Genomic DNA, 12,107 nt, shown 5'->3' on the forward strand with positions numbered 1-12,107 from the left:
TGAACGCCCTCAAGGGCTGCTTATGCAGGCCCCGAAGATCGCGGACATTCGGGCTCCTCCACCCCTGCTCGTTGTAACGGGCATGCGTCGGCATCCACTGATCGCGTATCTCCGCGTGGATGCGGGCGCGCCGGGCCAGGTCGGAGCCGGGGAGGGGAGGCATCAGGCGCTCACCCCTTTTGAGAGTTTTAAGGCCGTTTTCAGCTCTGCGCGCCGGGCTTCGCAGTTTGCGAGGGCTTTCTGTGCGCGGGCGATATCCCGCTCGTGCATGGCGATCAGCTCATCCAACTGGTAGATCTCCGATCTCCGATTTCGCAGGACGATCTCTCGCGTCGTGAATGAGCCGATCGTCTTGACCTTTAGGAGCTTCGCGGGGAATTTATCCCCGATATCGGTCATGAACTTGGATGCGGCGCGATAATCGGGGAAGATATCACGATACTCCCGCCCCTTCTCGGAGGTTATGACCTGCCATTGTACGGCCGGCATCATTCATACCCCCGGAGTTCTGCCCGTATCTCTTCCCTTACCTCTTCGGGGATAGAGCACGGATACTGTACGCCTGTTGGACTCAGGCGGCAGTCTTCGCAAAGCAGAACGCACGATTCGGCCATCGCCGTTAGCCGCGCATCCTCTTCACATTCCGGGCAATCGCAGACGGCATCAAGGATCAGCGGGGAGACGATGCGCATGCGGTAATGTGGATGCGGATCGCGGAGCGACCTAGCCGGCCAGAGCTTCCGCCGCTGCATCCCCGGTCCCGCGCGCTCTGCCAGCGGGCCGAAAGTGCTATCTCTCAGAGGAGAAGATATTTGTTCAGACGCGCTTCCTATAGAGATGCCGTGCCTACCTTCCTGACTTTGGCGAGACAGATGGGGGCCGGCATCAATCACACGTTTCTTACACATGCCTGATCGCCCCTGATGAGTGTCGCTTCTCCGCTTGCTATCCATTCTCGCCAGATTTCGCCCGCTCTTGAACAGATTCGAGAGACTTCCGCGAGTTCATGATCGGTGATGGTTTTTTGCATGGTCGATACCTCAAGGTGAAATTGCTTCAAGGGTCTGTGCGTGCGGTGCGAAAGTGCCATTCACACCGAGCTTCTTTTCACGGTTCACGAGTTCGAGCCCGTAAATGATAACGGACGTCATATCTCTGAAGAAACCGGACGCGATAGCACGATTCATGATCTCGCGCTGGCGTTCTTCATAATTGAACGTGGTTTTCATAATATTTTGGAGGGTGACAGAAGATTATAATACTTTCTAAATTATCTTCTGACATTTTATTTTAGCGTACTTTTTTTCAGAGCGATACAGTCCGCCATACAGATCACCCTTTTAAAGTTGCCACCTCGCCGGCATCGTTGCATTGCATCGTGGATTCCTGCATTGCCATTTCAAAGTAACATCCCACTCGATGCCGGTCTGTCGGACAGCTGAGCCGCACCTAGGATAGATCGGATATCCGAGATAGTACAGGATGCGGGCGAGCAATGAGATCATGCCGGTGCCTCTGTGGTGCGTTTCTTGCGCGTTCTCCGGTGCCGGACGGTTCGAGGTATCACCCAGGGGATAAAACCTCTCAGGAGGGCCACTGTAGACCGCTCCGGCATCGTTATCTGGATGTGATCACCCCTTCGATACTACCTAGTGCAAGCAGCACGATGCAGATCACCAGTATTCTGATCTGCCAGGGATTTTCACGGACCACATATCGTAAATCGTCCTTAAAACTCATAGTTCGTCGTCGTCGTCGATTTCAAATTCTTTCCGATTGTTCTTATAAGATGCAAGCCCTGACGCCTTGATTTTTGTTTTTGGGTTCATTTTGAAGAATGGAAATTCCCATTTCAGATCCCATCGCCTTTGTGGGAAGACGAGATATCCTTCGTCCACCATGAGGTTTTCAAAATTATACCGTCCCATCGTGCCGGCGTTTCGGGGGATGCCGGGGGACCGGCAGATCAGATAGAATGGGAATTGACTTCGTGCCGGCGGATATACGCCGGTCCACGCCTGATCAAAACACACATACCGGACGCCGCACGATCTGATCTGCTTCATGTTTCCCGCCACGAGAGAAGCCGTCCTCCCTAAGCTCTTCGATTGTTTCTGCATCTCGTTTCCCGGACAGAGGATGCCGAATTCGTCCGCGAGGATGGCAAGCCGGTCCGTGTCGAGGTTTTGCAATCGTGCATGATAGAGGAGACTCGTGGTAAATTCGGACATATACCGTGCATAGGTCCGATCTTGAAAAAAGAATTGGTGGATCGAGAGGATGTTTACATGGTCGCGCTCGATCATGAGAGGGATCTTTTTTGGATTCTTCACCTCTTCGACCGTGACGGGGACGGTTTCATGCTCGATGCTCAATTTGCATCCGGCGGGGATGATGACTTTTACCGGGAGATTGAAGTCTGCTGCAATGTCTATCAGAGGATTGATTTCGATGGATTTCCCGGAGTCGATCCAACAGATCGTTTCATCGAATTCCATTAACCACGCTGCAAATTGATAGGCTTTCTGCGTTTTCCCGCTGTATGTCTGTCCGATTCCGAGAAGATGGATTCCGGAGATTTCGAGAAAGTATTTGATGAAGGTTTCGAAGACTGCGGGGAGTTCGTCGTCGATATCCGCCGACTTTTCGAGTGTTTCTTCGATTGATTCCGCGATTGCTTCGGTCATGGTTCCGCCTGTTTTTTCTTGATCCGTTCGGGGACTTTGAACGAGTCGATCTTCGCCCGCTCGTAATACTTGGATGCGGTGATCAGATCGTCGAGAAGGAAATCGAAATCGTCCACGAGTTGAAGATATGTGTTTGTGACTTCGAAACCTCCCTCGTGATGCTCGGAAGGTTCCCATTCGTTCCTGAGTTCCCGGAGCTTCGCATCGATCTGTGTGATGAGGTTCACGAGGTCATTTTGATCGCACTTTTCTTTGTCGTACCGGATGCACGCACGGATCTTTGAATAGACGTGAAAGGATGCGGTGACGCGGGGGAGGGTTTCGAGCTCGGGCCGGGTGATGCGGACTTGATCCGCGATCCATGCCATCCCTGCCGCGCCGGCGGGGATGTTATCAACCTTGTACTGCATCAGGAGTTCCCACGCCTGAAGAATTCCTTTATCCGGTCCTTGTGCTCACGGGCATAGTAGCCGATTACAATCCCGGCGATGAGGCCGCACGCAAGCATGAACGTCCCAAAATCCATTGCGAGATCCCACGCCGCGCGGTATGTGTCAAAGTGCCGGAGGGCTGTCCCACATACGGCCGGATCGGGAATGTTGATAATATCCGCTCCTATCATTTTGATTCTCCTTTATTCCCTGTCACTAATCCGATAATCGCGTCGAGTATGCCCGGTTTCGGTTCTCCCGCCGGGGACGCGATCGTACCAAATGCCGGTTGCAGCGGGAGGACGCGAGCGAGGAAATCTTCCCTCATGCCGTCGATGGCCGGCGAAAGTTCACGATTCGAGACAATGTATCGTTTGCATCCTGGGAGATGGATGCCTTTTTCTGCAAAGGCATCGTGTGCCGCTTCAACGTCTTTTTGTTCGCGGCTGATGCGCTGAAGGTCGGCGCGACCTTCCATGAGTCGGCTGATGATTTCGAGCCGGAGTATTTCCGCCGAATAGATGTGCCGGCCGCGCGGGGTGCTCGGTTGTTTTTCCTCTTTGACGGGGGCCGGGACTGACATTAGATCATCCCTCCGAAGAGGAGCAGGAAGACGAGCCCGCCGACAACGAAATACATCATTTTTGTTCGCGTGGTTGCATCGGTTCCGTAGGCGTCCCCGAGCTTCTTCGAATCGACTATCGAGAACATGAGGCCGGCGGTCCCCGTAAGATCCATCAGGGAGGTTTTCGTTACGTTGCCATCGGCGCCGGTTACCTGTATAGTTGGTTCGGCAGAGCGCCTGACGGTGACGCCGCACCCTTTATCGCCATCGATAACAAAGCCTGTCCGGGTATCGTTCCCGATGGTGATTTCTGCCGGGATGATATCGGGGCCGATTTCGGCCGCTTTCCCCCAAAATTTATCTATGATGATGCCGTCGTACTTCCACGGTACGTCTGTTACCCGGAAGTGAGAGCAGTTTTGTTCGATGGAAAGGATGCGAACCTTCTTTTCGAACATTCGCGACCACGGGCGCGAGGTCGATTTCCCGGCAAGGTTATGTCTCCTCGCTTCGAGGATTTCTTTTCTTTTTTGAGCTTCGAGTTTTTTCGCATCTTCTTCGAGCTGCGCGAGGAGCAGCGTTTCCCGGATATCGAGATCCTTCCCCTCTTTACGCTTTGTCTCTAATTCCTGCCATACTTTGTATTCTTCGGTGGATAACGGGTTTACCTGCCCGTTTCCCCGAATCCGGCTCATGATACCACTTAATGACATACACATGCTCCGATTTCTCTATTCTGACGCTATACGGGCCAGAATATATTTTTGACTTTTTCCGCGAGTCCGAGAACGAAATAAACCATTCTCTGAATGAAATCCCATAGTTTCATCTGGTATTTCCACCAGTTAGCGAGCGCTTTGAATGGATCGCCTCTCGCCCTATCGACGGAGAGCGCGAGCGTGCCGAGGACGTAAAGCACGGCTGTAATAACGATATTCTGAATGAAGATCAGATTAAACCAGAATACGAGGGTTTCGATTACCGGGAACGTCGCTGATGCGAATTTCGTTACCCACGAGAGGAGATCCTGAAAGGTCGCAAACCAGCCGAGCATACCTTCCCGCGTGGTGACGTATCCGAGCAGGCCATCCGTAGCGAGGGCGTCCCCGGTGACTGCATAGCCGTCGATCACGTCAGACGAGGCATAATTAATTCGTTGAATGGGTTGGGAATTGATCGGGAATTCTTCATAGAATGCCATCGATCCGAGTGCGTAAATGATTCCCCGGTCGAATTCGTCGGAGAGGTTGCGAGCGGGATACATCCGGAAATAGATCGGAGAGAAGAGAAAACCGAAATATGATGTATATACCTTCGATTGCGATATGCCGTCTACCGTGATGGTGAATTCGCGGGAGAACATATCGATTTCGGTGCTTGTGATTTCCGCCGATCCTGTCAGTCCCCCGTAGGTTGTAAAATTGATAGTAACGTCAGAATCGGGATTTAATCCAAGATAATACTCCCATAAACCATCCTCTGATCCTTGGACGTTGATCTCTCCGGCGGCTGCATCGAAATCGGTGCGGTCCCCCTGTGCGGCGAGCCACGGGAGATCATGATACAGTTGATAGTATGTCCCCTCGTTTACCTGATAGGTCGCGGCTGATGCCGGCGCCATGATGAGGATCAGGGCGATGAGCAGCGAGGGGATGCGCCGGCCGATCATTATTTGCCCATCCCTTTCAAGATTCCGATGACGATCCAACATATGAAAAGGCCGGCGATGCCGGTCGATGCGCCGTACACCATGTTTCCGAGTTCGTTTTCTTTCGCACGGCGTGCCGCGTTATCTTCCATGTAATTCGGCGTCGAGGTCAGGGAGAGGACCGGGGTCGGGAGCGTGGTCACGGCCGGCGTGCCTTGCGGTGCGAGATACATCCGCACGAGGATCGGCGTCGGATCGCTGATATTGAACGAGCCTGATGCCGCATAATAACCCGTTTTCGTGATTTGATAGGTATATTCGACCGATTTGTTCACGAAAAAAGCTTCGATTCCGTTCGCATTCGTGCTGCCGTACATGTCAGTATATCCCGTATGGGATAGGATGATGGTCGCCCCTGAAACCGGCTGATCGCCCTGATATGCCGTATCTTGGAAATATACCCGGAACGCTGCCGTTGTTTTATTTGGATCGGTCGGCGTGGAAATCGGGATGAGGTTCAAATGCACGAGGTTTCCATAACAGGCGGGATAATAGCAGCCCCCGATCAGTTGCATGTTCTGCCAGAATCCCCAGTATCCCGTTTTCGTCGCTGATATGTTGTAAAGCAGGCCGGGCATCAGGACGTCTGAGGTTTGTACGCCATCAGGAGGGGAATACGTCCACGTCGCCCCGGTCGATAGCTCCTCTATGGAGATATCCGGGGAGGGGATGAGTGCCCCGGTCGAGGCATCTTTTACTGCGATATGAAAGGTATCGGTTCCCTCGGGACCGGCTTCGGCAATGATTCGATCATCGAAGATCGTTTCCTCGCCTATGATGCTCGAATACAGAACGAATAAGGCATTGACCGAATCAAAATTAAAGGTCTCGTTCGTAGTCCCTGCCTGTTCGAACTGTAAGATCGAATTGTTATCGTAGATTCGGAGCGTCGAGGCTGTATCATAGCCAGGGTGGTATCGATTAATGGTTATCGTTTTTGCGTGGTCGGCTGTATTTTCGATTTCATATGTGTTTTTAAATCCGCCTATTACTGTCGATAATGCCTGATCCTGTGCGGGCATCGTTTTTCCGTCACTATATCGATAAAAATAAAATGAGTGATTCAGAGCCATGAACGAGCCTGTCGAGCCGCTGCCGGTCGAAAAATTGTAATATGCCGCGCTATGGATGGATAGGGGGACGGATTGGAGAGATACTTCGCCCGTCTTGCTTGCTGCATAGGTCGTGTTAAAATTGCTGAATAGACCGTATATATTCACATAATGCTCATCGTTATCCTTTACCGACTGTTTGTATATCGTCAGCGTGACATTGACTACAGGTACTTGCGAGGTTGGATCGCGGAAGTATAGTGTATCAACGATTGTTAGAGGTATTTGAGAAAATATTTTATAACTCGCATTTTTAAGGGGTGAATTTGGATAATTGATTTGGTACGGCGTTTTATCGGTCGTGGCGTTGTATTTGAGTCCGAGAGGATACGGATCGCCACTCCAGTACTGATTCATCGCAACGTAATAGGTGTGATCTTCCGTGACGGTCCCGGAATATTCCACGGTCCCGTTTTTGAGTGCGATGCCGTAATCGTCGCCATTGGCCGCTGCCGGGCCTGCCAGAGCGAGCAGCAGAAGGATCGCGAGGATGGAAACCACATAGATCCGTTTCATGATCATTTGCGCCCCCGGAGAATCAGAGCGCCCAGGAAGCAGATTACGATTACCTGAAACCCATAGGCGTTGATGAAGTTGATCGTGTTATCGAGGAGTCCTTGGGGAGACATCCACGATTTAACGGCTGTCGGCCGAATTACGAACATATAAGAATAATTCGCGTCGAGGCTGACTGTCCCCCCCGACGAATTGACCACGGCTTCCACGCTGTTGAATCCGCTCGATGAGTTATAGATATAAATTTCCTGTGCATCGACGAGTCCCAGATCGGATATCGTCACGGTATGCGCTGACGCCGGCGAAACGACGAGGAGCAGGAAGATGAGTCCGAAAACGAGAACGAATAGAGAGAGGGGGGCCGTGGTAGTGTGCCCTTTCCTCTGCATGGAGATGTGTACGTGGTCCCGATATTGAATCCTTCTCTTACCGGAGGGACAGCATTTCGAGGATGCGATCCAGGAACTTCATCACGAAGCCGACGACCGCGAGCACGATGAGCAGCGGGACCGCGCCCGTTACCAGCCCGAGGAAGCTCGGAAGCATGTAGCTTGTGATGCCGTCGAGGATGTCCGTGATCGAGGTCCAGCACATCTCAGCTGCCGCACCCTGCGCGAGTGCAAGACCTGCGACGCCGGCGGCTGTGATCTTGTACTTCATCTCCTGGAGCTTCTGCAGGATCGGCGTGAGGGTCGCGCGGTTGTCCGGCGTGATGGCCTTCTCGATCTGGTGTTCGACTGATTCGATGCGTTCGACGACCGCGACCGCTTCGGGGTGCGCGGTGTTCTCGTGGGCGAGAGGCATTATAGCCATAGATACAGCGTTTCAATTCCTCATATAAACCTCTTGTTATGGGAACGGAATCACCAGAGGGTTTAAAATACTGTAATGAGAAAGCAGCATCGAGATATTTTCATACTGTTCGCGTGGTTGCGGACTGTTAGTATGATCTCGAATGTTCGTATCTGTGCGAAATGTAGGGGGGAGAAGTATCTGGTACATAAGTATCTAACGCACGCCGCGCCGCGCCGCCGGCACGCGCCGCCAGAGGGGGAGGCCGGGGGGTCAGGGGGCCGACCGCGCGGGAGAGTCCCCTGTATCGACGGTCGCCACCCGGACGCCGCGAGGCTGATGCAGTCTTGTATGGCAGTCCCGGCAGAGAGTGATCAGGTTCTCCGGGCTGTCGGGTCCGCCGGCTTCTCGAGTACGTATATGATGGATGGTGAGGTCGCGCCATGTGCCGCACTCCTGACAGGTGAAGCCGTCCCGCTCTAGGATCATGGTCCGGAGCGCTAGCCATACCTGCCGGGGAGGTCGGGATCTCCGGGAGCTCATGATCGGCCCTTCGGACAGACATACCAGGTGTGCGATCTCCGGGACCATATCCGGATATCGAAGCGATCTGATGTTTCCGCCAGAAGTTTCATATGCTGTCCGAATTCCTTCGGAGAGATCCCGATCTCCTGGGAGGTTGTCTTCGACCGGAAGTACCTCTTCCCATCCCGGGTCCGGATCTCAAGGTGATTTTCTAGATTCGTTGATACTGTCGAGGCTAACATTTCTTTACCCTCCGTTATGAGTTCTGATGGCTTTACAGATTCCGCGCCGCTCGTCGAGGGAGCGGACTAGAAGGCCGGTTCCCCCGGCGAGTGTCGTTTCATGATCTCCCATCCTCCCCAATTCGCGAGGACCGGCGCGCCCCGGTTCGCTTCGTACACCCAGAGCGGTATTTCGTTCTCTTTCCAGGAGCCGAGGCATTTCCAAAATCCCGTAGGGGCCGGCTTGTTTTTCTTGACCTGGAGCCGGCGGCTCATCGAGGAGAAGCGTTTATTCACGGACCAATAGAGAGAGAAACCTGATTCCCCGAAAAGGGCTTTCTTGAGATATTTTTTCAGATAAGCTTCCGGCTTCTGTCCTTTGCAGTCGGCCGGCTGTTCACGTCTCCAATTCCACACGCCGTTATCGTTCTTGATTGAAATCGGTTTTACAATAGAGCCCTGTCCGCACCGCTCCCAGTCCTTCGAGATTTTGTTTTGCTGTTCAAGATACCGGATCCCGAATATGATAATGTGGGAATGCAGGAGCCCGTTTTCCTGAAATTCATAGACGGCGAGATAGATCGGCCGCATCCCTGCCGATGATTTTTTTCGCTTCGATGAGGAAATTGTCTCGGAGGAATTTTCTCCCGAGGAATTTTCTCCCGCGGAAGTTTCTCCCGAGGAGATTTCTTCTAGACGCCTCTTCCATCGCGAGGCACCGGGTTTCGAGAGGTCGATATCCGGGCCGGGCGTCTTCTTCTTTCGGGGCTTCGAGGGAGGGAGTTTTGATTCGTCTTCTGTGAGGAGCGCTTCGAGTTCTTCGGGAGAGTAATCGGCATCTTTTAGGATCTTCAGTTCGTTTCGATACTTACGCCTCGCGAGCAGGGACGTGTAGCGGTTCCATGCTTTCCCGAAGTGCCGGTTCGCGTGCCAGAGTGACGGATGCCAGCCGCCTTGAGGCGGTGCGGTCGTGAGGGTGAGGAAGACGCCGGACTGATACGCCTTGCTTGCTATGGTGAACGCGGTTTCAAATTCCGTGAGGGCGTCGATCTTGCGATGGTCGTCCGTAAAGCGCGTGCGATAGGGTAATGTCAGTACGTCGTTTTTTGCCGGGTCGCGTGTCCGGAAGAGGATCTTCCGGTCCTTGACATCGGCCGTGTAATCATCATACCAGGTGTTCACATCCCAGAGCTTTGATCGCAATGAGGGATCGATCTGCCAGTGATCTGGGTTTTTCTTATCCGGCTTCTCGATGCCGGGCTTTGGTTTACGGACAAAGAGATCATGATCGGAGATCCGCATCAGGCGTTTCGCCGCCTCGATTCTCTCGGGCCGGCATCGTTGCGGGATTCTGTACAGCGGATCGATATTTTCCTTATCCGGGGCTGTTTGCACTAGGTTTGAATTTTGCACTTGCCTAATCAAGTCTAGTAACTGTACGGTCGGGGCGCAGTAGTATCCCGGTTTCTCATCATACTGGATGCCGGACACTCCGAAGAATAGAGACACTAATCCGAGAGATTTCAGCCGAAGAATCCTTCTCCGCACCCGGTGATAGGTCCGATCGCCGGTCTTACTCGCGGGCGCGATCTGACTGACCATGATAGAAAGCTTTGCACCATCGGGGATCAGGAGCCTCTTCAGATCGTGATCTTTCCCGTCGTGATGGAAGGTCAGAAGGTCCGCGAGATAGTGGGGATGCGCTGAGGCTAGACGCGAGGCCGATGGGGGAGATGCGGTCTCCCCCTCCGTCGAGAGGAGAGAGACCATCCGATACCCTCGCAGAGATCAGATGGTCTCGGCTGGTGAGGTTCGTGCAGTGGTTTTGCCGGGCTTTCCATGCGAGAAGCCGCGTGCCTGATGCCGATGGGATGGATGCTTCCTCACGAGCCCGATCTGTATGCCGTCGAGGTTCTGTTGTCCGCTCTTTCGGGACGGCATGAAGAGGCAATCCATCATGTAGCATCGATGGCAGAAGTGCCGATCGTAGGACGGCTCATAGTGCGCTTCCCCTTCGATGGGGAGTCCGCAGGCTCCGCACGCCTGACAGACGAGCCGCGCGAGAATCGGCGGCATCAGCATCCCTTTCCTGCGATGACCTGCTTGGCTTCGGTCCGGACATAGCCGCAGATATTCCCGTACTCCTGGATGCCGTGCTTGATCTCGGAGCTCATATCGTAGATCGCCTGAAGGATCGGTTTCCCTTCGACGGGATCGCACTCCTCACCCTTTTCATAGTGGGTTCCGTTATCGGCCCCTGACATCGGGCAGGACATCACTGCACCTCCATGGAGACATCCACGATATCATGGAAACAGCAGACCGCACTACCCGCCGGATGGACGGTGTTCTCATCGCTGATCCAGCGGCCACGGAATGGGTGGGGAGGGTGCTCGGCCTTGAAGATCCTCCGACCACAGAGGACGCATCGCTCGGCTTTTTTTCCCTTGTTCGCGCCCGTCTTCCCGACGGTCTTCCCCACCACCTCACCGCCGCACTTCGAACATCGCACATTCTTGATCGACGTGCCCTTCCCCGCGAAGTAACGGACATCGGAGCCGCAGTCCCTACACGTACCCCGCCCCATCTACCTCGACCCCCTGAAGAGGCTCCGCACGACGTAGCGCAGACGCACCATGAACGCCCTCAAGGGCTGCTTATGCAGGCCCCGAAGATCGCGGACATTCGGGCTCCTCCACCCCTGCTCGTTGTAACGGGCATGCGTCGGCATCCACTGATCGCGTATCTCCGCGTGGATGCGGGCTCGCACCGCCGGATCGGGACGGTGACTCACGTAATGGCCTTCGACAACTGGTAGCATGACCCCTCACTCCTGCTCGATTCTGGGCGCGAGGAGGTACGTGAACCCTATCCCGCCACCGATGCTCCACGTGAGCAGGATCGGCTGCTTGTCTGCCATCGCGATCCCGACCTCACCGTCGAGATGCTTGATGATGGCCTTCAGGTACTCAAGCGAGTAGAGGCCGAAGGCATCACCCTGCACACCATCCGCGGTGAGCTTGACGAAGACCCGTGTTCCGATATCCTCGTCTCCGCTCTCGAAACAGACGACATCGCCGTGGATCATCACCTTCACCTTGTCGTTGAAGGCCTGCGCCACCTTGAGCGACTCCTGGAGTGCAGCTGCACCGATCAGGGCCTTCGTGGCGAGATCGGCTCTCGGCTCGTTCGGATCCTGGCGCACGGTCTTCTCGTCGAGGTTCGCGAACGTCATCTCGACCTGGCCGATCGTGATCTGTGTCCGGGCCTTCGTGACCTCGATCACAGCGTCGTCGTTCTCGGCGATGCTGCATTTCGAGAGAGCTTCGTGGAGCTGCTTGAGGTTCATGCACCACGTCGCGGGCTTGCCGTCCGCGGAGAGGAACGCCTCCTTCTCGCACGTGACGGCGATCATGGCGGAGTTGCTGGCATCGACGCTCCGCAGCCAGAGGCGATTATCCTCGTAGTGGAGGCGGCCTTCGCCGATCGTGTCCTTGAGCGCCGCGACCATCTTCTTGAACATCGGCGCCTCCAGGGCAATCTTTGCCAT

General features: G+C 54.2%; 18 protein-coding genes. 1 reads left to right on the forward strand and 17 read right to left on the reverse strand.

The genetic code is table 11. From position 1 onward, the window contains the following. Window positions 1–162 precede the first annotated feature (162 nt). The 12 genes from WC683_04780 to WC683_04835 form a co-directional block, all read right to left on the reverse strand. On the reverse strand, window positions 163–492 hold the full coding sequence (locus tag WC683_04780) for a hypothetical protein (protein ID MFA4971905.1): 330 nt from the start codon (window positions 490–492) through the stop codon (window positions 163–165). Window positions 493–1,040: 548 nt separating this feature from the next. Further along, the gene (locus WC683_04785) at window positions 1,041–1,229 is read right to left on the reverse strand and encodes a hypothetical protein (protein MFA4971906.1); all 189 of its coding nucleotides are present in this window, start codon (window positions 1,227–1,229) and stop codon (window positions 1,041–1,043) included. 507 nt (window positions 1,230–1,736) lie between these two features. Further along, window positions 1,737–2,687, reverse strand: a complete 951-nt coding sequence (locus WC683_04790) for a hypothetical protein (GenBank protein ID MFA4971907.1) — start codon at window positions 2,685–2,687, stop codon at window positions 1,737–1,739. Next, window positions 2,684–3,097, reverse strand: coding sequence for a hypothetical protein (locus tag WC683_04795; protein MFA4971908.1), 414 nt, complete (start codon window positions 3,095–3,097; stop codon window positions 2,684–2,686). The genes WC683_04790 and WC683_04795 overlap by 4 nt, the downstream gene beginning before the upstream one ends. Next, on the reverse strand, window positions 3,097–3,309 hold the full coding sequence (locus WC683_04800) for a hypothetical protein (GenBank protein MFA4971909.1): 213 nt from the start codon (window positions 3,307–3,309) through the stop codon (window positions 3,097–3,099). Before WC683_04800 ends, WC683_04795 begins: the two co-directional genes overlap by 1 nt. Beyond that, entirely contained in the window at window positions 3,306–3,701 is a 396-nt protein-coding gene (locus WC683_04805; GenBank protein ID MFA4971910.1) for a hypothetical protein, read from the reverse strand. Before WC683_04805 ends, WC683_04800 begins: the two co-directional genes overlap by 4 nt. Beyond that, complete coding sequence (locus tag WC683_04810) at window positions 3,701–4,378, reverse strand: hypothetical protein (GenBank protein ID MFA4971911.1); 678 nt, start codon at window positions 4,376–4,378, stop codon at window positions 3,701–3,703. The genes WC683_04805 and WC683_04810 overlap by 1 nt, the downstream gene beginning before the upstream one ends. A gap of 47 nt (window positions 4,379–4,425) precedes the next feature. Beyond that, window positions 4,426–5,352 carry a hypothetical protein gene (locus tag WC683_04815; protein MFA4971912.1) on the reverse strand — a complete coding sequence of 309 codons (927 nt, stop codon included), beginning with the start codon at window positions 5,350–5,352 and terminating at the stop codon, window positions 4,426–4,428. Beyond that, complete coding sequence (locus WC683_04820) at window positions 5,352–7,025, reverse strand: hypothetical protein (GenBank protein ID MFA4971913.1); 1,674 nt, start codon at window positions 7,023–7,025, stop codon at window positions 5,352–5,354. The genes WC683_04815 and WC683_04820 overlap by 1 nt, the downstream gene beginning before the upstream one ends. A gap of 420 nt (window positions 7,026–7,445) precedes the next feature. After that, window positions 7,446–7,832, reverse strand: a complete 387-nt coding sequence (locus WC683_04825) for a hypothetical protein (protein ID MFA4971914.1) — start codon at window positions 7,830–7,832, stop codon at window positions 7,446–7,448. Window positions 7,833–8,084: 252 nt separating this feature from the next. Further along, a complete protein-coding gene (locus WC683_04830; protein ID MFA4971915.1) occupies window positions 8,085–8,402 on the reverse strand; it encodes an HNH endonuclease in 318 nt (105 codons plus the stop codon). A gap of 242 nt (window positions 8,403–8,644) precedes the next feature. Next, window positions 8,645–10,105 (reverse strand): hypothetical protein, encoded by a 1,461-nt coding sequence (locus WC683_04835; GenBank protein ID MFA4971916.1) that lies wholly within the window; start codon window positions 10,103–10,105, stop codon window positions 8,645–8,647. A 3-nt stretch (window positions 10,106–10,108) separates the two neighbouring features. On the opposite strand from WC683_04835, the gene WC683_04840 reads away from it, so the two are divergent. Continuing rightward, complete coding sequence (locus WC683_04840) at window positions 10,109–10,264, forward strand: hypothetical protein (GenBank protein MFA4971917.1); 156 nt, start codon at window positions 10,109–10,111, stop codon at window positions 10,262–10,264. An 81-nt stretch (window positions 10,265–10,345) separates the two neighbouring features. On the opposite strand, the gene WC683_04845 is transcribed toward WC683_04840, so the two are convergent. The 5 genes from WC683_04845 to WC683_04865 are packed head-to-tail and all read right to left on the reverse strand — an operon-like array spanning window position 10,346 to window position 12,107. Then, a complete protein-coding gene (locus WC683_04845) occupies window positions 10,346–10,633 on the reverse strand; it encodes a hypothetical protein (protein ID MFA4971918.1) in 288 nt (95 codons plus the stop codon). Beyond that, the gene (locus tag WC683_04850) at window positions 10,633–10,833 is read right to left on the reverse strand and encodes a hypothetical protein (GenBank protein ID MFA4971919.1); all 201 of its coding nucleotides are present in this window, start codon (window positions 10,831–10,833) and stop codon (window positions 10,633–10,635) included. The genes WC683_04845 and WC683_04850 overlap by 1 nt, the downstream gene beginning before the upstream one ends. Next, the gene (locus tag WC683_04855; GenBank protein MFA4971920.1) at window positions 10,833–11,144 is read right to left on the reverse strand and encodes a hypothetical protein; all 312 of its coding nucleotides are present in this window, start codon (window positions 11,142–11,144) and stop codon (window positions 10,833–10,835) included. The genes WC683_04850 and WC683_04855 overlap by 1 nt, the downstream gene beginning before the upstream one ends. Continuing rightward, on the reverse strand, window positions 11,145–11,378 hold the full coding sequence (locus WC683_04860) for a hypothetical protein (GenBank protein MFA4971921.1): 234 nt from the start codon (window positions 11,376–11,378) through the stop codon (window positions 11,145–11,147). A 6-nt stretch (window positions 11,379–11,384) separates the two neighbouring features. Next, window positions 11,385–12,107 (reverse strand): hypothetical protein, encoded by a 723-nt coding sequence (locus tag WC683_04865; protein ID MFA4971922.1) that lies wholly within the window; start codon window positions 12,105–12,107, stop codon window positions 11,385–11,387.

This window comes from bacterium, assembly GCA_041648665.1.
In the GTDB taxonomy this organism is placed as follows: domain Bacteria; phylum UBA10199; class UBA10199; order 2-02-FULL-44-16; family JAAZCA01; genus JAFGMW01.

Excerpts from the sequence above, each read along its gene's own strand:
- WC683_04780 (MFA4971905.1), bottom strand. The coding sequence starts at position 492 with ATGATGCCGGCCGTACAATGGCAGGTCATAACCTCCGAGAAGGGGCGG.
- WC683_04785 (MFA4971906.1), bottom strand. The coding sequence starts at position 1,229 with ATGAAAACCACGTTCAATTATGAAGAACGCCAGCGCGAGATCATGAAT.
- WC683_04790 (MFA4971907.1), bottom strand. The coding sequence starts at position 2,687 with ATGACCGAAGCAATCGCGGAATCAATCGAAGAAACACTCGAAAAGTCG.
- WC683_04795 (MFA4971908.1), bottom strand. The coding sequence starts at position 3,097 with ATGCAGTACAAGGTTGATAACATCCCCGCCGGCGCGGCAGGGATGGCA.
- WC683_04800 (MFA4971909.1), bottom strand. The coding sequence starts at position 3,309 with ATGATAGGAGCGGATATTATCAACATTCCCGATCCGGCCGTATGTGGG.
- WC683_04805 (MFA4971910.1), bottom strand. The coding sequence starts at position 3,701 with ATGTCAGTCCCGGCCCCCGTCAAAGAGGAAAAACAACCGAGCACCCCG.
- WC683_04810 (MFA4971911.1), bottom strand. The coding sequence starts at position 4,378 with ATGAGCCGGATTCGGGGAAACGGGCAGGTAAACCCGTTATCCACCGAA.
- WC683_04815 (MFA4971912.1), bottom strand. The coding sequence starts at position 5,352 with ATGATCGGCCGGCGCATCCCCTCGCTGCTCATCGCCCTGATCCTCATC.
- WC683_04820 (MFA4971913.1), bottom strand. The coding sequence starts at position 7,025 with ATGATCATGAAACGGATCTATGTGGTTTCCATCCTCGCGATCCTTCTG.
- WC683_04825 (MFA4971914.1), bottom strand. The coding sequence starts at position 7,832 with ATGGCTATAATGCCTCTCGCCCACGAGAACACCGCGCACCCCGAAGCG.
- WC683_04830 (MFA4971915.1), bottom strand. The coding sequence starts at position 8,402 with ATGGTCCCGGAGATCGCACACCTGGTATGTCTGTCCGAAGGGCCGATC.
- WC683_04845 (MFA4971918.1), bottom strand. The coding sequence starts at position 10,633 with ATGCCGCCGATTCTCGCGCGGCTCGTCTGTCAGGCGTGCGGAGCCTGC.
- WC683_04850 (MFA4971919.1), bottom strand. The coding sequence starts at position 10,833 with ATGTCCTGCCCGATGTCAGGGGCCGATAACGGAACCCACTATGAAAAG.
- WC683_04855 (MFA4971920.1), bottom strand. The coding sequence starts at position 11,144 with ATGGGGCGGGGTACGTGTAGGGACTGCGGCTCCGATGTCCGTTACTTC.
- WC683_04860 (MFA4971921.1), bottom strand. The coding sequence starts at position 11,378 with ATGCTACCAGTTGTCGAAGGCCATTACGTGAGTCACCGTCCCGATCCG.
- WC683_04865 (MFA4971922.1), bottom strand. The coding sequence starts at position 12,107 with ATGGCAAAGATTGCCCTGGAGGCGCCGATGTTCAAGAAGATGGTCGCG.